The organism is Streptomyces sp. NPDC048211 (assembly GCF_043202315.1).
In the GTDB taxonomy this organism is placed as follows: Bacteria; Actinomycetota; Actinomycetes; order Streptomycetales; family Streptomycetaceae; genus Streptomyces.
Map to the genome: position 1 here is coordinate 87,319 of NZ_JBIDAD010000011.1, position 20,460 is coordinate 107,778.

Below are 20,460 nucleotides of genomic sequence, written 5' to 3' on the forward strand. Positions count from 1 at the left end.
GCGTGGCTGCGAGCACGACCACTCTCTTGCCGCTGACGACCGAGGCCCCTCAATTCCAGTGGGCCACCTCCCTCGTAGCCAACGAGGGGGCCGGTCCGAACGCGCGATTACGTGTGCGTCCGCAGCTCACGATCGGGCACTGGCACGGCCACGTGGACCAGGCAGCTCGTGTTGCCGACAAGCTGGTGGACAACGCGGTCAGACACGGGAAGGCGTTCGCTGACGGACGGATCAACCTGCGCATGACGATCCTGGCCGACACGGACGAACTGCTCATCGAGGTGGAAGACGCGAACCCCGAGTTCCCGAACTTCGAAGAGGTCGCGAACCGGGCCGGCGAGGACAGCAGACCGCCCACGGGGCTGTGGTGGGTTGCCCACTACCGCGGCCGAATGTCTTGGGACATCAAGAAGAACCAAGAGGACGTGGCGGTGGGCAAGATCGTGCAGACGATTCTCCCCACGACCTGGGCGGTTCAGGCGACCACGGGGGAGGGCCAGTGACTGTCACCTTCCCCACCCCGCTGGATGCGTCCGACACGAGATGGTCACCTCCGCTCGACGGTGCGGCCCTCGCCACCGTTCTAGCCCGTCTGCGCGCGTGGCAGCCACTGAGCGTCGAGGACATCTTCGACGACCTGGACACCGTGATCGGGGACCAGTCACCCCTTGAAGCGGAGACACCGCTGGTCTTGAACGCCATGCGTGACCACCTCTCCCGGCTCAGTGCCATCGCCGTAGCGGACCCGAAGTTCCCCCCGACCGAGACGATGGTGCGACTCATCGGCAGAGGCCGCCTCGCGCATAAGGAACGGCTTCCCGCTGACCCCGGCAGGCCCTCGGACTTGCCCGGCGCACCGCCTTCGTTCTCTCTGATCTGGTCGAGGAGCTGATCGAGGCTCGGTACATCAAGGACCAACCTGGCTGATGCCTGCCGCCGCGCGCGGCGCCCCCCAGACAGCCCTCGTCGGCGGCCCCGTCACCCGGTTCCCCCCGGATGCCGCCGACGGGGGCCTCCACCACCCTCCGAAAGGACGAAAACCATGTGCCGGCACACACCCCGTTGCCCCGATGCCGATGCATCCGATCGTGACGCCGCGAGAACAGTCCGGCGCGACTACAAGGCGGGATGCGTGGTGCTGTGCAACGGTGTCGTGCATTTCGACGACACCGGTGACCTCCTGCCCGACGGCCAGATCGTCCAACCGCACCGCCCCACCCCCCAGCCGTGCACGGTTGCATGAGCCCGCCCGGCGTGGTCTTGGAAGGTTCATGATTCGGCGCGTGTCCCAGGTCGCGGTCTTTCTTGCCGCCGAGCAGCCGTCTGCGACAAGGCCTTTATCTGAAGCGACAGCCCCTTGACCTCGTGTTCGTCAATGCCGTCCTGGCCCGGACGGAGTCCCCTCGGACATTGGTGAGCACGCACCAAAACCCTGTTGCCGGGGCCCTGGCCCCCGAGTCGGCCCCGGCAACAGGACCCGTAGAGCCGTACCGGAGGATGCTGTGCATGATTTCGTCCCCGACGGGATGGATGAGGACTGGCCGTGGAGCGATCTTGAGACCCCCCGCCGCCGCGCAAGCAGCGGCAGCAGGCTGACAGCACTGCGCCGGAGCTTCCTGGACAGCACGCTCTCTGCCATCGCGAGAGACCGGCCCGTCAGGGTGTCCACCTACGTGCTGGCCCCTCCTGGAACTGACGTCGTTTCCGAGCACACCCTCCTCAGCGAGTACGCCGCTGACCGGGGATGGCGCGTACACCGAACGCAGTTCACCGACCAACCGCCTGGTGGGCCGACACCGACGGACGTACGGCCCGGGTTCAACCTCGCATGCCGCCATGCCGGCGCCGGGTTCGTCGACGGCATCCTTGCGACCAGCCGCGAGGCCATGCCTCCCAGCGATGACGCATACGAGCACTACCTTCGCTGGCTTCACGACCGCTTCGCCTTCGTCGCCTACTCGCAGCCGACTGTTGAGGGAGCCCCGTGGAAAGACCGTTAGCGCCGTACGGAATCCCGTGGGCGGGCGAGAGCACCGTGCTGTGGAACGTCACCGTGGTCGCCATCGTCACGACCCTCGCGTAATGACGCCTGCCGCCCATCACGCCCATGTCAACTTCGAGTCCCTTGGAGGATGAATGCTCACAGATCTCAAGGACATTGCCGCACGGGTGGCCGCGCTTCACGGACATCCCGAAGGCCAGGGCCTGGAGCGCACGACAGCGCCGGTGCTGGCCCTGGGAACCTTCGAGCGCGTCGGATCGAACTGGCTGTCCGACTCGTTGCGCACCGGGATGCCCCAGCACAACGAACCGTTCCGCCAGCAGCTCAGCAGGAAGCACCCGACGTCCCCGCGCAGTCGAGTGCCGCTCGAACTGACGGGTGGGGCCTGGCTCGGGGATCTGGAGCGGCACCACCTGGCCTGCGCGCTGAGTGACCTCTATGGGGATCCGCGGCACCTGGTCAAGGAGACCAACCTGTACTTCTCCACGGACACCACGCTGACGCTCTTGCCCTACTCTCCGGTGCTGGTCCTCACCCGCGCTCCGGTCGGGATAGCGTCCAGCTTTGCCCGCGGCCGCCTGTGGAGCCGTTGGGGCTACGGCGAGCGGTACGCCCAGGTCGCCGTAACCGCCCACTCGGTTCGGTGGCGCAACGAGTTCGAATCGCTGCTGCCGCAGGACGACCCCGAGGAACCGATTGCGCTGGGGCGCCTGCTCGCCGTCAACGCATTGCTGCTGGCCCGTGCTCTGGACGGACGCGCCCACACCGTCGTTTCGTATGAGCAGCACGTCAAGGACCCGGCTGGAACTCTGGGCCGGATCGCTGACGTACTGGACATCGACATCCCTGCCACTGCGCAACCGCCGACGACCAGCCCCGCCGCCGCAGATGCCACGTTCGCGACCAACGGGAACAAGAACGAACTCATCGCCGACCTCGACCGCCGCACTGCGGAGCGGGTAAGCGAACACGCCAACGCCACGTTGAGCCGCGCTGCGCAGACGCTTGACCCGACGATCATTGCGACCGCTGCCGAATGGTTGGCCGGTGACGGCCAATACGAGCTGTGCGAGCCGGTCGCACGCTCTCGCAGAGCCGCGCGGCCGGCAGCAGCCGTGCAGAAGGTGCCGCTCCCCGCCTACTACACGGTGAACCGGGTGTCCTGGCGGAACACGCTCGTCACCAACGGCGAGATGGCCGACCTGCTCACGATGCTGCACGCGGCCGGAATGCCGAACACCCAGTCCGGCACGAACTTACTGCTGTGCCCGATGCCGCACGAACGCGGCGGCCGACTGCACTTCGATCCGAAGCAGCGGCGGTGGCTGGTCAGCGCCGGCTACGAGGCGCACCCGGCGTACTGGGTCACCTGGGTAGGGGCAGCCGCTATGGCCGCCTGGTCCGGGGCGCGGCTGCCCACACGGGCCGAGGCGCTGGACGCCACGGTTGGAGCGCCGCCACCGCACAACTGCGGCTACGCGGTGGGTGATGCGTCCTCTGTCGTCGAACCCGGGCGTGGCTCCGGTCAGGTGCACCACCTGGTGGGGAACCTTCAGATCTGGTGCCATGACGGCCCCGCTCAGAATCCGGCGCGCGCCGAGCAACGCTTTCTGTTCGGTGCGGCGTGGAACACCCCGGGAACCCGGGAGGCGATCGAGGCAGTGCGTTCGAGGTACCTGCTGGGCTCCTCGCGCGGTGTTGGTGTCCGCCTCGTACGGGACTCCGACACGACGCAGGCGACCGGACTCGGCGCATGGGAGCTGGCGCAACGGGTCAATGAGTGGATCGACGACCTCGGCGTTCCAGACCGCTCGTTGGGCGAGCAGGGTCGCCGACTGGTCACCGCACTGACCGCCGCCGGGGCGAGGTCATAGACCGATGGCGGACTTGGGGCCCATGTACGACCCCGCCCCAGGGAAACCGTTCTGGCACAGCTTCACGAACGTGTCGCTGAAGCCCAAGTCGGTCAGGGCGTCGAGCTTGACGAAAGCGACCTGCCGGATCGGGCGTGTATCCGCGCCCTCGGTTACGGCCCCGACCTGCCCGCCGATTCGCCTGGCCTCGAAAGTGATGTGAACGACGTGAGCGTTGACGTTGTCGCACACGTACAGCAACCGCCCGACCTCGACCTCGACGCCGGTTTCTTCTCGCATCTCCCGGACCAGGGCCTCGGCCAGAGTCTCGCCGTTCTCGACCTTCCCTCCGGGCAAGCTCCATGACCGTTTGCTGTCCGTGTCCTGGTCCAGAACCAGGAGTTCGTTGTCCTCGATGACGATGCCGGTCACACGTGTATGCATCCCCAGACGGTATCGCTCACCTTCCCGAGTAAGGGGCAAACACCAATGAATGAGCGACCCACCGCGGTTGTTATCGCTGCAGGAGGACTCGGCACACGGGTTGCTGGGTGGTCACCGTTCCTACCCAAGGAACTACGCCCGGTTCAGGGGCGGCCCGGCTTAGTTCACGTGCTGGAGGAGGCCGCCAATCTCGGGGTGGACCGCGCGGTGGTGGTCCATCACCCGTACTACGCCCCCATCATCGACTGGACCCGTCAGGTTCTCGCGCCTGGCGCCCTGGCCCGATACCGGCAACTGGCTCACCAGCCGGCCGAGCAGCCACCGCTGATCGAGCGCATGCAGGTGGACTTCATTGCCCAGCACGGTCGCTACGCCGACGTCACGTCCGCGCTCAACGGGGCCGAACATCTGCACACCGGGGATGTCTGCCTGGCCTTTGCTGACAACGTCGACCCGAGCCACACGGCCCTTTCCGAACTCATGGCCGTCGCCTCTCCGCACACCCCGGCAGTTCTCGCTGGGCCGTTCGATCTTCAGGCTGCGAGCAGCCACGGAGTGATCATCTGCGCCGGCGCAGGGACGGAACGCACGATGGCGGGCCTGGTCGAGAAGCCTGATCCCGTACACGCCGTTGAGTTGGCGGCTGAGCACGGAGCGGACAGCCTCCGCCTGTTTCAGGGGCGTGCTCGGCTGACACCTGAGCTGCTGCACTACCTGACCGCAGTCGCACGTCACACGGCCTCGGAGCCGAAGCTGTCCCTTGCTCTCGCCGCCTACGCCCGCCATCACCGTGTGGGCGTCGTTACCAACACCAACACCATGATCGATCTGGGTGCTCCGGACACCGTGGAGTTGGTGCGTAGTGAGTAGGCCAGGACCCGGCATTGAGCGATGTCGCTCTGCTTTCCGAAGTCGCCGGGGCGGCCACACGGTTCCTGGGCGCGGCCCCTCGGCGGCTGGGGGCGGAGCTGTCGGACTCGGCGTCGGCAGTGCCGGTGGGCGCGATCCTGCGTGTCGAGTGCGCCGAGCCCTGGCCCGGCCTTCTGGGCCTCTGACCTGGGATTTTGCACCCCAAAAATCTTGACCCCCACCCGAATGCGACTAAAATAAGGGTAGATCGGGAGGGGGAAAAGCCCCCCAGTCTCTGGTCAGCCGCCCGGCTGGCCAGCCAATCAACCCGTAAGGGAGACCATCGTGGCAGCAGAGCTGACACAGGACGGCATCACCAAGCAGCCTTGGGGTGCCAGGCGCATGGCCTACTACACCGACACGCCGGCCGTGCCCGCTTTCACCACCGTCCTCGACCCCGAGACGCAGACCGCCGTCCTGATCGACGAGCACGGCCGCAACGTGGAGATGGGCGAGCACGGCACGAGCACCAACTCCACCACCTCCACGGCGACGTCCGCCGACGGGGGAGCGCCGGGCTCCTCGGACAGCGACTCCGTCCCCTGCAACGACCAGGACTGAGGTGAACTGACATGAGCGAGCGCCACCGGCCCGTGCTGGTCGTGACCAGCCTGCACGACGCGACCGCCGATGTGATGATCCGCGTGCTCAATGCCCGCGGGGTGCCGGTGGCGCGGCTCGACCCGGGCGTGGACATCCACGAGGGCGGCGCCCTCGTGGCCACGCTCGGGTCCGACGGGATGCAGGGCCGCATAACCACCGCGACCCGCAGCATCGAACTGAGTGACGTGCGGTCGGTGTACTGGCGCCGGCCCACGGCCTACGGCCCCCCGCCCGGCCTGGAAGGTCATGCCGCCGACTGGGCCGTTCACCAGTTCCGGTGGGGCATGGGAGGCGTTCTCGCCTCCCTGCCCCGCTGCCTGTACGTCAACCACCCCTGGCACAACCGCAGCGCCGAGCACAAGCCGGCGCAGCTCATCACGGCCGGCCAAGTGGGCCTGTTGACACCTCAGACCCTGATCACTACCGACCCGCAGGCAGCTAAGGACTTCTGCGCCGCCCAGCCGGGAGGCGCGATCTACAAGCCGCTGTGGACCAGCCCGTTCCCCGACGAGGATGGCCGGGCCCGGACCGTGTGGGTCTCGGCCGTCGACCCGGACGACATCACCGACGAGGTGTCGGTGTGCCCACACCTGTTCCAGGCGAAGGTCGACAAGAAGTTCGACGTCCGTCTCACCGCCGTCGGTGACAAGCTGTTCGCGGTGCGCATCGACATCAACGGCGACCATCTGGACTGGCGCAAGGACTACTCCCAACTCAGCTACGCGAGCGTGCCGGTGCCGGCCGCCGTGGCCGAAGGAGTCCGCGCCTACCAGTCCGTGTTCGGCCTGGTCTACGGCGCGTACGACTTCGCTGTCACGGCGCAGGGTGACTGGACGTTTCTTGAATGCAACGCCAACGGCCAATGGGCCTGGTTCCACGAGGAGATACGCGACCCGATCGCGCAGGCCCTCGCCGACAAACTGCAGGAAGGACTCTCGTGACAACATCGCAAGGACTGCGGGACGCCCTGGCCGACCGGCTCAGGGCATCCGGTGACCTCGAAGACCCGGCGTGGATGTGCGCGGCCCAGGGGGTGCCGCGCGAGGTCTTCGTCGCCGACGGCTTCATGCGCCCCCTGCCCGGCACCCACCCCACCCTGTACGAGGCCGTCAAGCCGGCCGACGCGGACTGGCTGGAAGGCGTGTACGAGGACGTCACCCTGATCACCCAGCTCGACGGGCACATCAGCGCGCTCGACGTGGAAGCGCCCACGGCCGGCGACCCCACCTCGTCGTCCACCCTGCCGTCGCTCGTGCTGCGGATGTGGCAGCAGCTCGGGGTGACCAGCGGGCAGAGGGTGCTGGAGATCGGCACCGGCACCGGCTACTCCACGGCGCTGGGCTGCCACCGCCTCGGCGACGCCAACATCACCTCGGTCGAGGTCGACCCGGACAACGCCGAGCGGGCGGCCGGTGCCCTCAAGAGCCTGGGCTACGCACCCAAGCTCCTCGTCGGCGACGGACTGGACGCCCGGCTCATCGACGGCTCCTACGACGCCCTGATCGCGACCTGCGCCGTGCGGTACATCCCGTACGGCTGGCTCGACCAGATCACCGTCGGCGGGACCGTACTGGTCACCCTCGGCGGCTGGATGGGCGCCTACGGGCTGGCGAAGCTGACCGTGACCGGGCGCGGGTGCGCCACGGGAAGGTTCCTGCCCGGCACCACCCAGTTCATGATCGCCCGGCCTCACGGCCGGCCCCCGCGGCCGCCGCTGGTCCTGCTGTCCGGGCCCAGCAAGGGCTCGCCCTTCTCCCCGGCACTGCTGGACGACTGGACGGCGCGCTGGGTGGCGCAGCTCGCCGTGCCGAACGCGGAACGGCTCGGCGGGGGCGTGCACCAGGTGCTCTCCGACGTCGGGACGGGCTCGCTGGCCTACTCCAACGACCGCGTGGACGACGACGGGAAGCCGTTGGTCACGCAGCGCGGCCCGAGCCCGCTGTGGGACCGGGTCTCCGAAGCCCTGCTCCAGTGGCAGGAGGCCGGCGCACCCCACCAGTCCGGATTCGGCATCACGATCACACCGGAGTCCCAGACGGTGTGGCTCGGAGACGAAACCGGCCCGTCGTGGCGCCTTCCGGTATGAGCGGGGAAGGGCGGACACGCCCAGTCCAGCGGCGTACCGTACCGGTAGGACGCCCATAGCGCGGAAGGGGACACCGATGCGGCTGGAGTTCGAGGAGCACGAGAAGCCCGCGATCCTGGAGCAGGCCGACGAAGCCGCACAGGCCGGCGAACAGATGCTGGCCGAGTCCCTTCGCGGCATGACCGAGCACGGCGTGGGCCTGGGACGCGACTGGGAGACCCTGCGCGTCGACCTGTACGCCGCGCACGGCATCGACGTCACCGGAGACGGCGCGGACGCCCGTGTCGCCTAGGAACTCCCCTCGGCGCGCACAGATCGCTTTCACACCTGAATGCGAGCCTGCCCTGTCCAAGCTGAGCGTGGCCGAAGTCGTCCGACTCGACCGCGCGCTCGTCGCCATCTCCCTCGACCCGTGGATCGGACAGGAGAGGCCTACGCGCGAAGGGCAGGTGCCGTTGCGGGAGTACGCCGAAGGCGTCACCCGCATCGTCTACCACGTCACCGTGCTTGGCACCGTCGTCATCGTCGCCCACATCGAGGTCTGACCACCCCCGCGCCGCCCCGCTTCCCGGCACCCCCGTCCGGGGGCCCCTACGTCCGACGCTCCTGATCGGATTCCGACCGCATCAGCCGGCTGAGGCCGAAGCAGGGTGAGGTTCGCCGGACGCCCACCCGACCTGGATCACGGAGCGCAGGGTCGGCCCGACCCGCGGAGGATCACGTCGGCAGACGGCCGCCGCTGGGACGTGACGGCGGGCCATCACCCGCGGGCGGGCGCGGGCCGGCGGCTGGCCGAGGAGCCTTCCAGAGCTGACCCGTCCGGGAGCAGCTTCTCAGGTGAATGGTCCGCCGACGAAGCCGGCGGACCATTCGAAAAACAGAACCTAGGAAGTAACCTTATATACGTCGGAGCACGTCAGGCCAGCCGTATTGCTTCCGATGCACGTCCAGAAATCATAGGTCTTGTCCTCGGCGATATTTCCACCGAGTTGACGATCGGATGGAGAAGGATAGCCTGCCGAACTCAGGTTCCTGCTATAGCTCGAATTAGCTATATGGGCCGTGATGTAGTAGCCGTCCGAAGCCCGGTCGGAGACCAGAAGGAGGTCGCCATTGGCCTGCCAGCCACCCGCTCCAGCTAGTACTCCGTTCCTGTAAATCCATATGTAGCGCGACCCGTCGGCTTGCATTACCCCAACGTCGAAGGATGCAGACGGCGGCCCTGCGAATGCGTTGCCGGCAGACGCGGTCATGCCCGTGAACGCTATTGCGGCGGCAGACAGCACCGTGACGATCCTGTTGCGGACAATGTTCTTCATGTTCCCCCCACCTTTGTTCCGAAACTCAGGTCGAATGGACACTAGCGGTGACTGGCTGATGCGGCTAGACCTGAAATCCGGAATACGGGGTATGTGTCCAAGGTTAGATATGACCCCTTTAGGGCAACTTAATCTTATGGGCCGGTTCGCTAAATTCCACACTTCGCGCCCTGGCTGGCCCTGGTGGTCTTTGTTGAGGCGTGGCCCATTCTAAACCTTGAGTGATGCAACTGTGGTAAAGAGCGTCCTGGCGTGGTGCGGGCCCTGGTGGCGTGTCCGCATGCGTGACTGCGTCGTTAACGCGACGTGCCACCTGAGGGTGTGGCTGCGGCGCGATGCGAGCTGGGCAGTTTTCGCTCTATTCTGTGCGGAATGAGTCCCGCCGGTGAGGCGGTGAAGGATGGGGCCTGGTGAGTGGCAAGGGGGTGTAAATCAGCCAATCTGGGCACTCGAGTCGGGGGATTGAGGTCAGCAGGCAAGGGGTCGTCCCAAGGGGCGCGGCGCCCGCCCGTGCGGCTGTCGGATTGGCCATACTGGGGTCACTCCTCGCCGCCGGCACGGTTTTTGCCCTCCCTGTCACCTTCACCCCGACCGCGCCCCCCAGGTTCGTGATCACCTTGACCGGGTGTTCGTGCCCGCAGCCATGCCTCTGGGCTCGGGATTCGTCTACCGGGGTGGGGCGTGTTCTCCGGCACGAGACATGGGAGACTCCTTGCATGGATTCTTCATCCCTTGCGGCACGTCATCTCGCCCTGACCGTTGGCGCCTCATGTCTATTCGCGCTAACTCTATCGGCCTGCGGTGGCTCTGGATCGAACGGAACGGGAGGGGGTGGTTTCGTTACTGGTGAAGGCGGCATCGCCACTGTTCAAAAGAAGGATCGGCAGGATGCCCCAAAGTTGAATGGCGAAACTCTCGATGGTTCGAAACTCGACCTGGCGGGCCCCGCATATAAAGGCAAGGTGATTGTACTGAATGTATGGGGTTCATGGTGTTCCCCGTGTCGTGCCGAGGCCCCCTATTTTGCAAAGCTGTCGAAGCGCATGAATTCCAAGGATGTGAAATTTGTCGGGATTAATACCAGGGATCCGAAGAAGCCGCCGGCCGTTAACTTCGAAGCAAATTTCGGTATCGAATACCCTAGCTTCTTTGATCCTACGGGTAGGCTAATGTTGCGCTTCCCGAAGGGGAATTTGACCCCCAAGGGAATCCCCACCACTCTGGTGCTTGACAGGAACGGAAAGATTGCGGCGCGCCATGTGGGTGCCATAAGCGGGGAAGACCTTCAGAAAATGATTGACCCTCTCCTGAAGGAAAGTTAGTTCTAGGGTTTCAAGGCCTGCCCTCGGCTGATCCTGGATCCTCCGGCTTGATTCCGGAGTGATCGTTTCTGAGGTGTCCTTGCGGTCGGCGAGATGATCTGACCGTTCGGGCAGGGAGTTCCGGCTGGTCTGTCCAGCTCCTCCACGTGTCCGGCGGTCTCGGGCAGGCATCAAGCCGGGTGGATTCGGGCTCAGCCCTACGAAATCCTCTTATACATCGATCAAGGTTTGTCTCGATGGCACGGCGGACGCTGTGCCATCGGGGCCTCTGGATCCGGGGGCTGTCCGTGCGCCGTCCTACGCTCGAACGTATGAGCACTCCTCCGCCCTCCGAGGGGCTTTCGCTTGCCGCCGTTGCCCCCATTGTCGAGACGCGCATTCTTGTGGACACTGTCGAGATCTTCCGCCCTGGGGAGCCGGTCCTCGACCCGGACTCCGGCGAGTACCACCCCGGCCCGGACTCGATCGTCTACACCGGTTCCGGTGCGATCTTCTCGTCCGGCGGTCCCGGACTGGTCCTGTCTCTGGAAGGGCAGGCGTACGCCGACGACACCCGCAACCGCTACCGGCTTCTGACCCCTCTGGATGCGCCGCTCGCGTCGCGTGAGGATCACGTGCGCGTCACCGTGGCCACGCAGGATCCGGGTCTGATGAACAGGGTGTGGAGGGTTCTGGATATCTCGGACGCCAACTCGCTCGCCGTCGTCCGTACGACGTGGCTGGACGAGTCCACCCAGACGACGGGGCTGTGAGGCGATGGCGCTGGATCTTTCTCAGGCCAGGACCGCGCTGGAGGCGCAGCTGACCGACACGGTGCGGATCTCTCGTACAGCCGGCCAGCCTGTCCTCGACCCGGTGACGGGGGAGCCCGGCCAGACTCCGACCACGGTGGTGTACGAGGGTGCGGGGGCAGTGCTGTCCACGCACGGGCAGATCGTCTTTGGTCAGGTCCTCGGCCAGGACTGGCTGTCCGAGGGCTCTGCTTGGTACCGGCTCGTGACTCCCGTGGCGGCGCCGGTGGCGCTGCTCGGCGACCTGGTCGAGGTCGTCAGCGAGACGGGCGGCTTGGCCGGCCGCATCTGGCTCGCCGACGATGTCACCGAGGCGTCCACGGTGGAGATCTGCCGCTCCACCAGGCTGATGGAGCGCATCACCACCGCGTCCAGCGCCATCTGACCCCCGCGTACGGACGGCCTCGCGGACGTCGCGCGGGGCCGCAACGCTGTCCGGACCCCTTCGTAGGCTGAACGGCATGGATGATCAGGCGCACTGGGCGCGGATTACGGCCGACCACGCCGATGGGACCGTGGAGCTCGACGGCCGCGACATCTCTTCCCAGGTCTCTGGGTACGACCTTCGCCAGCGCGCGGGGCAGCCGGCCGAGCTGGTCCTGTTCCTGTCGCCCCGGGTGAAGGACGAGTTCGACGGGTTGGCGCGCGTTGTCGTAGGTGTGCCTCTGGACCCTGGACCGGCCGCCGCGGCGTTCCTGTCGGCGATCGACGCGGCCGAGTTGGAGCGCAACGCCCTGTCCCGGTACGACCTTTTGGACGGGGGGCCTCATGAGATGACTCGGGCGATGCTGCGGCTGCTGCAGGACTGGGCGTCCGGGCTGTGGCAGCCGGAGGTGACCGGATAGTGGCGAGCCCAGGCCTGCCAGGCCCGGGAGCGGGCGCCTTCAGCAACGCGGACGAGATCGCTGCCCAACTACAGGCACGGGCCGCCCGGGCGCTGCCGGCGGCAATCTCTGTGGTGCGGCACTACGCGATGCTGCTGGAGACGCAGATCAAGGCCAACGCGTCGGGCAGACCCGGCCCGAACGCGCCGACCGGCGACTATCGGCGCTCGTGGACGCACGAGGTTCACGTCACTGGTGAAGCGGTGACAGGGATCGTCGGTACGGCGAAGCCGCAGGGGCGCCGGTTGGAGTACGGGTACGTGGGCCCCGACAGCCTCGGTCGTGTCTACGCCCAGCCGCCGTATGCGCACGTCGGACCGGCAGTTGAATCGGTCGGCCCCCTGTTCAGAGCCGCCCTCGGCCGTGTCGTCGACGGGCACTCGGTGTGAACGCCGCGGCGGAGGTCCGGCGACCGGCCCGCACCAGTTCGCCACCGCTTCAGGGACGGTCACCGCAGTGCCAGTGACCGACAACAACGAGGAGGCATAGATGACGGTGTCGGGGCGCCAAGTGGCGCTCGCAGTACAGGCCATGCTGCAGACGGCGACCGGCCGGTCCTGTGGATACGGGACTGCTCCCACATCGGCGGCAGTGCCGACGGGAAACACGATTCCGTACAGCGTGCTGTACGAGCTGGGGCAAGTCTCCGGTCTGGGGCCGTCGTTCGGGGACAGCGACGCCGACGCACGGGTGCTGCTGCAGGTGTCGTCGGTGGGCCAGACCGCCGAGCAGGCTTCCTTGCAGGCCGACAAGGCACGGCAGGCATTCCTGGCCCGGGTGCCGGGCAGCGGTCAGTACCTGAACCCGATCTCCGTGACCGGGGCGACCGTGATCGGGCGGGAGCTGGACCGGGAGGAAGGGACCGGTGTCGTGAGCTCGACCTACACTTACGTCCAGCGATTCGTCCTGACGGTCTCCACGCCGAACAGCTGACACCTGATCGCACCTCACCGCGGAGGCCCATGCGCGGACGCCCGGCCATACCGGCACGGGCCGCACCCCCTGGCTCGCAGTTCTGCGACCTGTTGGGGACGGGCCTCCGTGTCGTTGGGAGCCGGGTCCCCGGAGAGTGAGCACCCCCCTTGGGCACCACCCAGCAGCGGTTCATGCGCCGCGGCGTCACGAAGATCTACTTCCTGTCGGAGATCGCCGCGGCGACGAACATCCCGACCCGCGCGGAGCTGACCGGTGGCACCGACCTGTCCGGCGCGATCTCTGACATTGCGGGCTGGTCGCTCGGTAACAGCCCGATCGACACCCCCGACATGGGCTCGACGCTCACCACGTCGATCCCCGGTGAGGACAAGGCCGACGCCTCGACCTTGACCTTCTACGAGGACAAGGCTGGCGACACCATCGAGGCCCTGCTCAGCAAGGGCGAGGAAGGGTGGGTCGTCATCCTGCGCAAGGGCGACGTCCCGGCGTCGAAGTCCATGGACATCTTTCCCGTCCGTGTCGCCTCGCGTGCCCCGGCCTACTCCGCCGGGTCGGACCCGGCCAAGTTCACCGTGACCTTCGCTGTGGCCGACGATCCGACGCTCGACGCCGCCGTGCCGGCGACCACCTGATCCGGGGGGATCCGCATGACTACGAACACCACCACCGAGCCGCCGGCGGTCGCTGTCGCCAAGGATGCCCACTGGTCGGCGAAGATGGCCCGCCTGCGGGCACGGAAGCTACCCGAGCGCACCCTGTCGATCTGCGACGACCAGGACGCCAAGACCGCCGTCACCGAAGCGGCGCTGGCCCTGGCCAAGGCGCGTGCCGGGGCACTGGCTGAATGCGCTGAGCAGGGCATACGTGAGGAGCAGCGCGACGCCTGGGTGCAGTCGAACCCGCAAGTCCTCGCCGCCGACGCCGCACTGGTTCAGGCGCAGGACGCGCTCGTGGACGCCACGCTGACTCTGACCTTCCGGGCGCTGCCCCGGCCGGTGTGGGAGCAGCTGCTGCGCGAACACGCCCCCAGCGAGGTGCAGGCCGACCAGGGGATGGAGTACAACGTCGACACGTTCCCCGCGGCGTTGATCTCCGCCTGCCACGTCGAGCGTGACGCCGGTGAGGCGGAGACCGAGGGCATGAGCGTGGCCGACGCGCAGGAGCTCCTGGACTCATGGGCGGACGCCGAGGCGAAGGCCCTGTTCACGTCCGCTCTCGTGATCAACCAGACGCTGCGGGCCGACCTGGGAAAAGGCTGATCGCTGACCCGACTTTCCGTGCCGAAATGGATCTGTGCCACACCTATGGAATGCCGCACAGTCAATTCACGGGGGCGGGTGACGGCCGCTGGTCGGCACTGGACCGGGCGAAGGCCCTGGCGTGGCTGGCGTTCAGCCGCGCGGTGTGTACGGGCTGCGGCACCAGGTCGGATGAGTGGCGGCCGGACCTGGGCGGGGACCGGTTCGCGTACGTGGCCGATGCGAGCACCTGTCCGGGGTGCGAGCTGCTGGAGATGGAGCGGGAGCAGGTACCGGACGGACCGGATGGGCGCGGGGTCAAGATCGGGCTCAGGCCCAGACAGGAGCAGTAGGTGGGCGCGAGTGCCTACAACCTCTACGTCAACCTGCAGGCGCAGACGGCCGGCCTGACCAGCGGGCTGCGATCCGGTGCCGGGCAACTGCGCCAGTTCGACGGGCAGCTGCAGCAGGTCAACCGGACCTTGATGGAAACGTCGTCGGCCACGCAGCGGCTGGCCCGGCTGCAGGCGTCCGCTTCCGTGGATGCTGTCCTTGGCCAGACCCGCGTCACCGCCGCGGCGGAACGCTCCCAGGCCGCGCAGACGGCGGCTGCTGCCGCAGCCGAACGTAACGGCCGGGCCCAGGTCCTCGCAGCGAACCTGGCAGCGAAGGCCGAGACCGAACGCGCGGCGGCCGTGATGGCGGGGGAGCGCGCTCTGCGCGCGCAGGCGCTCGCCCAGACCATGGCCGCCCGGGCCCAGGTCGCCACCGGCCGGGGGGCGCTCGCCGCACAGAACACCGCGGCCGCGGCCGCCCGAGCTGCCGCGCAGGCCGCGCAGGCGCAGACGCTGCAGGAGGGGCGTGCCGCGGCGGCCCAGGCAGCCGCCGCTCGTGGCGCGGCCCTGTCCAACCGGACACTTCAGGCGAGGCAGGTCGCCGACGGAACGGCGCTGACCGCGGTCGCCGCCCGGTCGGAGGCCGAGGCAGCAGCGGCGCAGCGCGCCGCGGTGAACGCGGCCGCCGTACGGCAGGCGCAGGCCGCTGCGGATGCTGAGTCCCGGGCTGCCACACAGGCCCGCAACAGCGGATATCTGAAGACGGGTGTGGTGCTGGCGGCGGTCCTCGGCGCCGGCGTCGCGCAGGCCGTGGCCCTGGAGAAGCGCATGGCCAACGTCATGACGATCTCCAAGGACATCAACTCGTCGACGGTCGGGACGTTCACCGATCAGATCGTGGACCTGTCGAAGGACCTGACGCAGTCGTCGAACCAACTCGCCGACGGCCTCTACCAGATCGTCTCCACGGGCTTCGACGGTGCCGACGCCATGACGATCCTCGGGGTGGCAGCGCAGGGCGCCAGTGCGGGCCTGACGACCACGGAGACGTCCTCGCGGGCCCTGCTGGGTGTCCTGAAGGCATACGGCCTCACGGCCGGAGACGCCAGCGACGTCATGGACATCATGTTCCAGACGGTCAACAAGGGTGTCATCTCGTTCGAGGAACTGGCCCAGCACCTCGGCGGTGTGGTGCCGATGGCGGCTGCCGCCGGCGTGGAGTTCGACGACATGTCGGCAGCGATCGCCACGATCACCCTCGCCGGGATACCCGCGGCGGAGTCCGTGACCGCGCTGAACATGATGCTCACGCGGATGATGCAGCCCACCGACGAGCTGAGCACGGCGATCAAGACGCTCGGCTACGACTCGGCGGCCTCCGCGGTGCAGCAGGACGGCCTGTACGTGGTCGTCAACAAGCTGGTGAAATCCACGCACGGCCAGGCCGAGGCGATCACGGGTCTGTTCCACGACGTGCGCGCATCCCGGGCGGTCCTGGCGCTCGCGGCCGCCGACGGCCAGAACTACGCCGACGCCTACTCGGGTATCGCCAACGAGGTCGAGCGGGCGGGGGCCACCCAGCGGGCCTTCCAGGTGCAGATGGACACCACAGCCGGCCAGTGGGCCATGTTCGTCAACCGCAGCAAGGCCCTGGGCATGGACCTGGGAAGGGCGCTCCTGCCTGCCCTGCAGGCCGTCGGCGAAGCCGTGTCGGTGTTCGCGGGGGCGCTCGCGGACGCGCCCGGCCCGCTCAAGGAGATCGGTGCAGGGATGCTCGCCGTGTCTGCGGGGGGCATGCTCGCCCTTGTCGTAGTCAGCAAGCTGACTGCGCAGTGGCGCGAGTTCCGGGTCGCCCAGGCTGCTGCGCGGGCCGGCCAGTCGGCGATGCCCGCAGTGCTGGCGGGCGCGGGCCTGGCCGTGTCGGGCCTCACGGCGCTCCTCGCCGTAGGCGTCATCGCGTACTCGGCGTACTCGGCCTCGAAGCAGAAGGCCAAGATCGCCACCGATGACCTCGTGACAGCCCTGCGCGCGGAGCACGAGCAGGGCGACGAAGGTGCGGGACTGCGAGCTTTGACCGAGTCGCTGACCAAGGACGACGACGCGGCCAAGCTGAAGGCGGCCGGCATAGACATGGCCGACGCGCTGACCGCCATCACGTCCGGTGGCGAGAAGCTCGCGGCCCTCAAGGCCAAGCTGCGCAGCGACACCTTGCTCACCCTGGTGAACCCCCAGACCAAGCAGGCCAGCACCGTGCTGACCGCTGAGGGCAACGCGGCGATGGACGTCATCGACACGCAGCACGACATCTGGTCCAACGCAGTGAAGAAGCAGTCCGAGCTCGCCGCCAACATGGACATCGTCAACGCCAAGGTCCGGCAGGCACGGGTCAATGCCTCGAAGGTCTGGTCCCTGGAACTCCTGGTGCCGCCCGGCAAGGACGGTGTGCCGGAGTACACCGAGGAGATGCAGGCCATGGCGAAGGCCCTGGGCGGCATCGTCGACCCGGCCAAGGCGTGGGCCGCGGCGCAGGACAAGGTCGCCAAGTCCAACAAGAACGCCAGGGCGACGCTCAAGGACTACATGGACCAGCTGCAGAAGCAGCTGAAGTCGCAGCGGGACTTCCAGAAGAACCTGTCGGCGCTGGCCATGTCCGGGTACACGGGCCTGACCGACCACTTCTCCACGCTCGGGGTGGGATCCGCTCCGATCCTGGACGAGCTGGTCAAGCAGCTCTCCAAGGGCAAGACGAAGGTCGCCGACGAGCTGCAGGGCATCCTCTCCGAGTCCTCGTCCCGGTCCACGGAAGCGTTCCGGGCGGGCCTGGACCAACTGCCGGCGATCGCCGCCCGCTACGGCAAGAAGACGGCACAGAAGTTCGCCGAGGCCGCAGAGACCAACGACGCCCGCAAGTTCGGGAAGGTCCTGCAGGAGATGGCCGTCACCGACATGGCCAGGGCGGTGAAGAAGGGCAGCGCGTCCGCCAAGGTCCAGATGCAGCGTGGAATGGGCCTGCTGGCACAAGTCGCGGAGGCCAAGGGCGCCGACGCGGCGAACGCCCTGCAACGCGCCCTGCTGTCCGGAGACGTGAAGGACGCCATGAGCCAACTGCAGGCGATCTGGGGTGCGGACCTGCCGATCAGCGCAGAGGACCTGAAGGGCGTCGCCGGCGCGTTCAAGACCGCGGGCCAGCAGTCCCTCACCGAGTGGACCGGCATGCTCACGCTGATCCAGCAGGTCGCCAAGACGAAGGGCAGCGAGGCTGCCATGGCCCTGACCGGGGCGCTGCTGTCCGGCGACATGGGGGCCGTGCAGGCTCAGCTGGACGCGATCGGTGCGAGCGTGCGACAGATCCCCGGCACGAAGACGATCTCCGTCAACGTGAACCCGCCATCGCCGGTCTCGGTGTCGGTGATCCCGCGCATAGCGCCCGGGGCGGACTTCCCCTGGGCGAACAAGCCCCAGCCGCAGGCCGACGGATCACTGCTGTCGTTCTACGCCGGAGGTGGCATGCGCGAGTCACATGTCGCGCAGATCGCCCCGGCCGGTGCCTGGCGGGTGTGGGCCGAGCCTGAAACCGCAGGGGAGGCGTACATCCCGCTCGCCTCCTCCAAGAGGGCACGCTCCAAGACGATCCTGTCCGAGGTCGCGCACCGGTTCGGCGCGAGCGTCGACTTCCATGCCGAGGGCGGACTGTCGGGTTGGACGTACCAGCCGGCCGGTGGCACGGACGGCCTTTTCTCCCTGTCTTCGATCGCGTCGGACTCCATGAACAAGAAGGGCACGGCCGTCGACTGGTCGAAGTTCGGCAAGAACCTCGACAAGGCGCTGCGGGAGGCGCAGCGGTGGCGCAAGGACCTGGCGACGGTGGCCCGCCGTGCCGGTCAGGACGTCGCCGACGCGTTGGAGGCGATGGGCGCCGACGGCATCGCCCTTACACACAAGATGGCCACGGGCAGCTCGAAGTACACGAAGGCCATGGCCAAGGATCTGGAGAAGCTGGCCGCGACGGCGAAGGCTTCGCTGTCGGAGTACACCAGCCAGCTCGGCGGTGCGGCCAAGCAGACATCGGCGTTCCAGACGAACCTGGCGAAGCTGGCGGCCCAGGGGTACGGGGACCTGGCTGCGCGGCTGGCGGAGCAGGGCGACCAGGCCGCCATCGACCTGGCCGCGCAGGCCGTCAAGAGCAAGTCGGCCGCCTCGAAAGCCAACTCGGCCTCCAAAGCGGCCTCCGCGACGCTGTCCGACCAGGACCTGGCGGACCTGCTGTCGATCATCTCGGCGATCAAGTCGAGCAAGACGGGCATCCACCAGGTCGCCGATGTCACCGAACTCGGCGAGGACCGCATCATCGAGGTCGCCAACGCGGGCCTGTCCCGCCTGAAGAAGGCGCTGGGGTCTCGGGCCACGAAGTTCGTCGCCGACCTGGGGCGGGCCAACAAGGGACTGTCGTACGCCCAGGGCGGTGTCCTGACACCCGGCCTGTACGCCACCAGCAACGGCCTGGTCCGGTTCGCGGAGCCCTCCACCGGCGGGGAGGCGTACATCCCGCTCGGGCAGTCCAAGCGGCCGAACGCCACGGCGGTACTCGAGGACGTCGCCCAGCGGTTCGGCTACACCCTCACCGCCCAGGGGGTGACGGGCCCGATGCGGATGGATGCCCGGCCGGCCGGTGGCGTGCAGGTCGTCGTCGTGAAGGAGCAGACGGGGCCGCTCATCGGCCAGATGCCCGTGACCGTCACGTCCGGACAGGGCGGCCGCGGGGTTGCGCAGGAGATCGGTGCGCAGGTGATGCGGCGCCTTCGTGCCGCGCAGCGAGGAGGCAAGCTCTGATGACGACCCTCGGGGACTACCAGTTCGACGTTGGCGGGGGCCTGGTGCTCGGCTCCGGCACGCTGATGCCGGTCGGCGAGGTGAGCGGTCTGGGAGCCCCGGAACTGCGTACAGCCGACGTGGACAACCCCACCGGTGATGGCGGCTTTCCCGGCGTCGACCTGTTCGGGACGCGCACCGTGTCCATCGAGGCCGGTATCCGTACCCCTGACGATCCGGCGGCCGCCCTGGACCTGCTGGCCCGCGTGCAGCAGGCCACCGGGTCGGACACGACCCGCCGTACGGCTGGGGCACTGGCGGTGCTGCGGGCCAAGCTGCCCGGCCGGGACGCCAGGCGCCTGTACGGCCGGTGGCGGCGGGTGGAGACCGCGACGATGGCCCAGGCCGTCCACGGCTGGATCCCTTTCACAGTGGACTTCGCCGCGACCGACCCGCGCTGGCATGCCGACGACGCTCAGTCGCTGGTGCTGTCGTTGGACATCTCCAACGACTCGCAGGGCTTCACCGCGCCCGTGGTCGCCCCGATCACCACCGGGGTGTCGAACCCGGACGAGCGGCCCGGGTGGGTCCGCAACGACGGCGACCTGGCGGCTTGGCCGACGGTTCGCATCGACGGACCGGTCACCAACCCGAAGTTGTGGGTGGTGGAGACCGGCCGCTACCTGCAACTGCAGATCGGCCTCGCCGCCGGCGAGCACATCGACATCGATACCCGCCCCGGCACGCGCTGGGTGCTGCGCAACGGGACCGGTAACGCGGCCCCCGCCCTCACGGCGGGCAGCCGCATGGACCTGTTCCAGATCCCGCCCGGCAAGAGCGAGATCCGGTGGACCGCCACCGACTACACCAACACCTGCCGTCTGACGCTGTCGTGGCGCGACGCCTACACCGCCCTGTGAGGACACTTC

General features: G+C 67.9%; 24 protein-coding genes. 22 read left to right on the plus strand and 2 right to left on the minus strand.

Features of this window, described 5'->3' with window-relative positions; genetic code table 11:
- Positions 1-26: 26 nt before the first annotated feature.
- From ACGFZA_RS32625 to ACGFZA_RS32640, 4 genes are all read left to right on the plus strand, one after another.
- A complete protein-coding gene (locus ACGFZA_RS32625) occupies positions 27-503 on the plus strand; it encodes a hypothetical protein (RefSeq protein ID WP_393683893.1) in 477 nt (158 codons plus the stop codon).
- On the plus strand, positions 500-892 hold the full coding sequence (locus tag ACGFZA_RS32630) for a hypothetical protein (protein ID WP_393683895.1): 393 nt from the start codon (positions 500-502) through the stop codon (positions 890-892). The genes ACGFZA_RS32625 and ACGFZA_RS32630 overlap by 4 nt, the downstream gene beginning before the upstream one ends.
- A gap of 150 nt (positions 893-1,042) precedes the next feature.
- On the plus strand, positions 1,043-1,243 hold the full coding sequence (locus tag ACGFZA_RS32635) for a DUF5999 family protein (RefSeq protein ID WP_393683897.1): 201 nt from the start codon (positions 1,043-1,045) through the stop codon (positions 1,241-1,243).
- An 893-nt stretch (positions 1,244-2,136) separates the two neighbouring features.
- Positions 2,137-3,876 carry an SUMF1/EgtB/PvdO family nonheme iron enzyme gene (locus ACGFZA_RS32640; RefSeq protein ID WP_393683899.1) on the plus strand — a complete coding sequence of 580 codons (1,740 nt, stop codon included), beginning with the start codon at positions 2,137-2,139 and terminating at the stop codon, positions 3,874-3,876.
- Here ACGFZA_RS32640 and ACGFZA_RS32645 read toward each other — a convergent pair.
- Positions 3,871-4,287: an NUDIX hydrolase gene (locus tag ACGFZA_RS32645; protein WP_393683901.1), complete on the minus strand. Its 417-nt coding sequence runs from the start codon at positions 4,285-4,287 to the stop codon at positions 3,871-3,873. The two genes, ACGFZA_RS32640 and ACGFZA_RS32645, sit on opposite strands and share 6 nt — an antisense overlap.
- A 57-nt stretch (positions 4,288-4,344) precedes the next feature.
- Here ACGFZA_RS32645 and ACGFZA_RS32650 point away from each other — a divergent pair, with 57 nt between their 5' ends.
- The 7 genes from ACGFZA_RS32650 (at position 4,345) to ACGFZA_RS32680 (ending at position 8,442) form a co-directional block, all read left to right on the plus strand.
- Complete coding sequence (locus ACGFZA_RS32650; RefSeq protein WP_393683903.1) at positions 4,345-5,169, plus strand: sugar phosphate nucleotidyltransferase; 825 nt, start codon at positions 4,345-4,347, stop codon at positions 5,167-5,169.
- Positions 5,170-5,183: 14 nt separating this feature from the next.
- A complete protein-coding gene (locus tag ACGFZA_RS32655; protein WP_393683905.1) occupies positions 5,184-5,354 on the plus strand; it encodes a hypothetical protein in 171 nt (56 codons plus the stop codon).
- Between the two features lie 139 nt (positions 5,355-5,493).
- Positions 5,494-5,769 carry a putative ATP-grasp-modified RiPP gene (gene tgmA / locus ACGFZA_RS32660; RefSeq protein WP_393683907.1) on the plus strand — a complete coding sequence of 92 codons (276 nt, stop codon included), beginning with the start codon at positions 5,494-5,496 and terminating at the stop codon, positions 5,767-5,769.
- An 11-nt stretch (positions 5,770-5,780) separates the two neighbouring features.
- Entirely contained in the window at positions 5,781-6,752 is a 972-nt protein-coding gene (gene tgmB / locus ACGFZA_RS32665) for an ATP-grasp ribosomal peptide maturase (protein WP_393683909.1), read from the plus strand.
- Positions 6,749-7,897: an ATP-grasp peptide maturase system methyltransferase gene (gene tgmC / locus ACGFZA_RS32670; protein ID WP_393683911.1), complete on the plus strand. Its 1,149-nt coding sequence runs from the start codon at positions 6,749-6,751 to the stop codon at positions 7,895-7,897. The genes tgmB and tgmC overlap by 4 nt, the downstream gene beginning before the upstream one ends.
- 76 nt (positions 7,898-7,973) lie before the next feature.
- A complete protein-coding gene (locus ACGFZA_RS32675) occupies positions 7,974-8,189 on the plus strand; it encodes a hypothetical protein (protein ID WP_393683913.1) in 216 nt (71 codons plus the stop codon).
- Positions 8,190-8,256: 67 nt separating this feature from the next.
- Positions 8,257-8,442 carry a hypothetical protein gene (locus ACGFZA_RS32680; protein WP_393683914.1) on the plus strand — a complete coding sequence of 62 codons (186 nt, stop codon included), beginning with the start codon at positions 8,257-8,259 and terminating at the stop codon, positions 8,440-8,442.
- A gap of 339 nt (positions 8,443-8,781) precedes the next feature.
- Here the strand turns inward: ACGFZA_RS32680 and ACGFZA_RS32685 are convergent, their stop codons facing one another.
- Positions 8,782-9,216: a hypothetical protein gene (locus tag ACGFZA_RS32685; protein WP_393683915.1), complete on the minus strand. Its 435-nt coding sequence runs from the start codon at positions 9,214-9,216 to the stop codon at positions 8,782-8,784.
- Between the two features lie 716 nt (positions 9,217-9,932).
- Between ACGFZA_RS32685 and ACGFZA_RS32690 the strand changes: the two genes are divergently transcribed.
- The 11 genes from ACGFZA_RS32690 to ACGFZA_RS32740 all read left to right on the plus strand — a co-directional run bounded on the left by ACGFZA_RS32690 (position 9,933) and on the right by ACGFZA_RS32740 (position 20,451).
- A complete protein-coding gene (locus ACGFZA_RS32690; protein WP_393683916.1) occupies positions 9,933-10,538 on the plus strand; it encodes a TlpA family protein disulfide reductase in 606 nt (201 codons plus the stop codon).
- 311 nt (positions 10,539-10,849) lie between these two features.
- The gene (locus ACGFZA_RS32695) at positions 10,850-11,290 is read left to right on the plus strand and encodes a DUF6093 family protein (RefSeq protein ID WP_393683918.1); all 441 of its coding nucleotides are present in this window, start codon (positions 10,850-10,852) and stop codon (positions 11,288-11,290) included.
- A 4-nt stretch (positions 11,291-11,294) separates the two neighbouring features.
- Positions 11,295-11,714 carry a DUF6093 family protein gene (locus ACGFZA_RS32700; protein WP_393683920.1) on the plus strand — a complete coding sequence of 140 codons (420 nt, stop codon included), beginning with the start codon at positions 11,295-11,297 and terminating at the stop codon, positions 11,712-11,714.
- Positions 11,715-11,790: 76 nt separating this feature from the next.
- Positions 11,791-12,174 carry a hypothetical protein gene (locus ACGFZA_RS32705; protein ID WP_393683922.1) on the plus strand — a complete coding sequence of 128 codons (384 nt, stop codon included), beginning with the start codon at positions 11,791-11,793 and terminating at the stop codon, positions 12,172-12,174.
- Positions 12,174-12,602, plus strand: a complete 429-nt coding sequence (locus tag ACGFZA_RS32710; protein ID WP_393683924.1) for an HK97 gp10 family phage protein — start codon at positions 12,174-12,176, stop codon at positions 12,600-12,602. The genes ACGFZA_RS32705 and ACGFZA_RS32710 overlap by 1 nt, the downstream gene beginning before the upstream one ends.
- Before the next feature lie 100 nt (positions 12,603-12,702).
- A complete protein-coding gene (locus ACGFZA_RS32715) occupies positions 12,703-13,146 on the plus strand; it encodes a hypothetical protein (protein ID WP_393683926.1) in 444 nt (147 codons plus the stop codon).
- 149 nt (positions 13,147-13,295) lie between these two features.
- Positions 13,296-13,781, plus strand: a complete 486-nt coding sequence (locus ACGFZA_RS32720) for a hypothetical protein (protein WP_393683928.1) — start codon at positions 13,296-13,298, stop codon at positions 13,779-13,781.
- A gap of 15 nt (positions 13,782-13,796) precedes the next feature.
- Complete coding sequence (locus tag ACGFZA_RS32725) at positions 13,797-14,408, plus strand: hypothetical protein (RefSeq protein ID WP_393683930.1); 612 nt, start codon at positions 13,797-13,799, stop codon at positions 14,406-14,408.
- A gap of 50 nt (positions 14,409-14,458) precedes the next feature.
- Positions 14,459-14,740, plus strand: a complete 282-nt coding sequence (locus ACGFZA_RS32730; RefSeq protein ID WP_393683932.1) for a hypothetical protein — start codon at positions 14,459-14,461, stop codon at positions 14,738-14,740.
- Positions 14,741-19,552: a phage tail tape measure protein gene (locus ACGFZA_RS32735; protein ID WP_393683934.1), complete on the plus strand. Its 4,812-nt coding sequence runs from the start codon at positions 14,741-14,743 to the stop codon at positions 19,550-19,552.
- Positions 19,552-20,451, plus strand: coding sequence for a phage distal tail protein (locus tag ACGFZA_RS32740; protein ID WP_393683936.1), 900 nt, complete (start codon positions 19,552-19,554; stop codon positions 20,449-20,451). The genes ACGFZA_RS32735 and ACGFZA_RS32740 overlap by 1 nt, the downstream gene beginning before the upstream one ends.
- Positions 20,452-20,460 lie beyond the last annotated feature (9 nt).

Coding starts and splice junctions, on each gene's coding strand:
- ACGFZA_RS32635 (WP_393683897.1), top strand. CDS start 1,043: ATGTGCCGGCACACACCCCGTTGCCCCGATGCCGATGCATCCGATCGT.
- ACGFZA_RS32640 (WP_393683899.1), top strand. CDS start 2,137: ATGCTCACAGATCTCAAGGACATTGCCGCACGGGTGGCCGCGCTTCAC.
- ACGFZA_RS32650 (WP_393683903.1), top strand. CDS start 4,345: ATGAATGAGCGACCCACCGCGGTTGTTATCGCTGCAGGAGGACTCGGC.
- tgmB (WP_393683909.1), top strand. CDS start 5,781: ATGAGCGAGCGCCACCGGCCCGTGCTGGTCGTGACCAGCCTGCACGAC.
- ACGFZA_RS32675 (WP_393683913.1), top strand. CDS start 7,974: ATGCGGCTGGAGTTCGAGGAGCACGAGAAGCCCGCGATCCTGGAGCAG.
- ACGFZA_RS32685 (WP_393683915.1), bottom strand. CDS start 9,216: ATGAAGAACATTGTCCGCAACAGGATCGTCACGGTGCTGTCTGCCGCC.
- ACGFZA_RS32690 (WP_393683916.1), top strand. CDS start 9,933: ATGGATTCTTCATCCCTTGCGGCACGTCATCTCGCCCTGACCGTTGGC.
- ACGFZA_RS32695 (WP_393683918.1), top strand. CDS start 10,850: ATGAGCACTCCTCCGCCCTCCGAGGGGCTTTCGCTTGCCGCCGTTGCC.
- ACGFZA_RS32700 (WP_393683920.1), top strand. CDS start 11,295: ATGGCGCTGGATCTTTCTCAGGCCAGGACCGCGCTGGAGGCGCAGCTG.
- ACGFZA_RS32705 (WP_393683922.1), top strand. CDS start 11,791: ATGGATGATCAGGCGCACTGGGCGCGGATTACGGCCGACCACGCCGAT.
- ACGFZA_RS32715 (WP_393683926.1), top strand. CDS start 12,703: ATGACGGTGTCGGGGCGCCAAGTGGCGCTCGCAGTACAGGCCATGCTG.
- ACGFZA_RS32725 (WP_393683930.1), top strand. CDS start 13,797: ATGACTACGAACACCACCACCGAGCCGCCGGCGGTCGCTGTCGCCAAG.
- ACGFZA_RS32730 (WP_393683932.1), top strand. CDS start 14,459: ATGCCGCACAGTCAATTCACGGGGGCGGGTGACGGCCGCTGGTCGGCA.
- ACGFZA_RS32740 (WP_393683936.1), top strand. CDS start 19,552: ATGACGACCCTCGGGGACTACCAGTTCGACGTTGGCGGGGGCCTGGTG.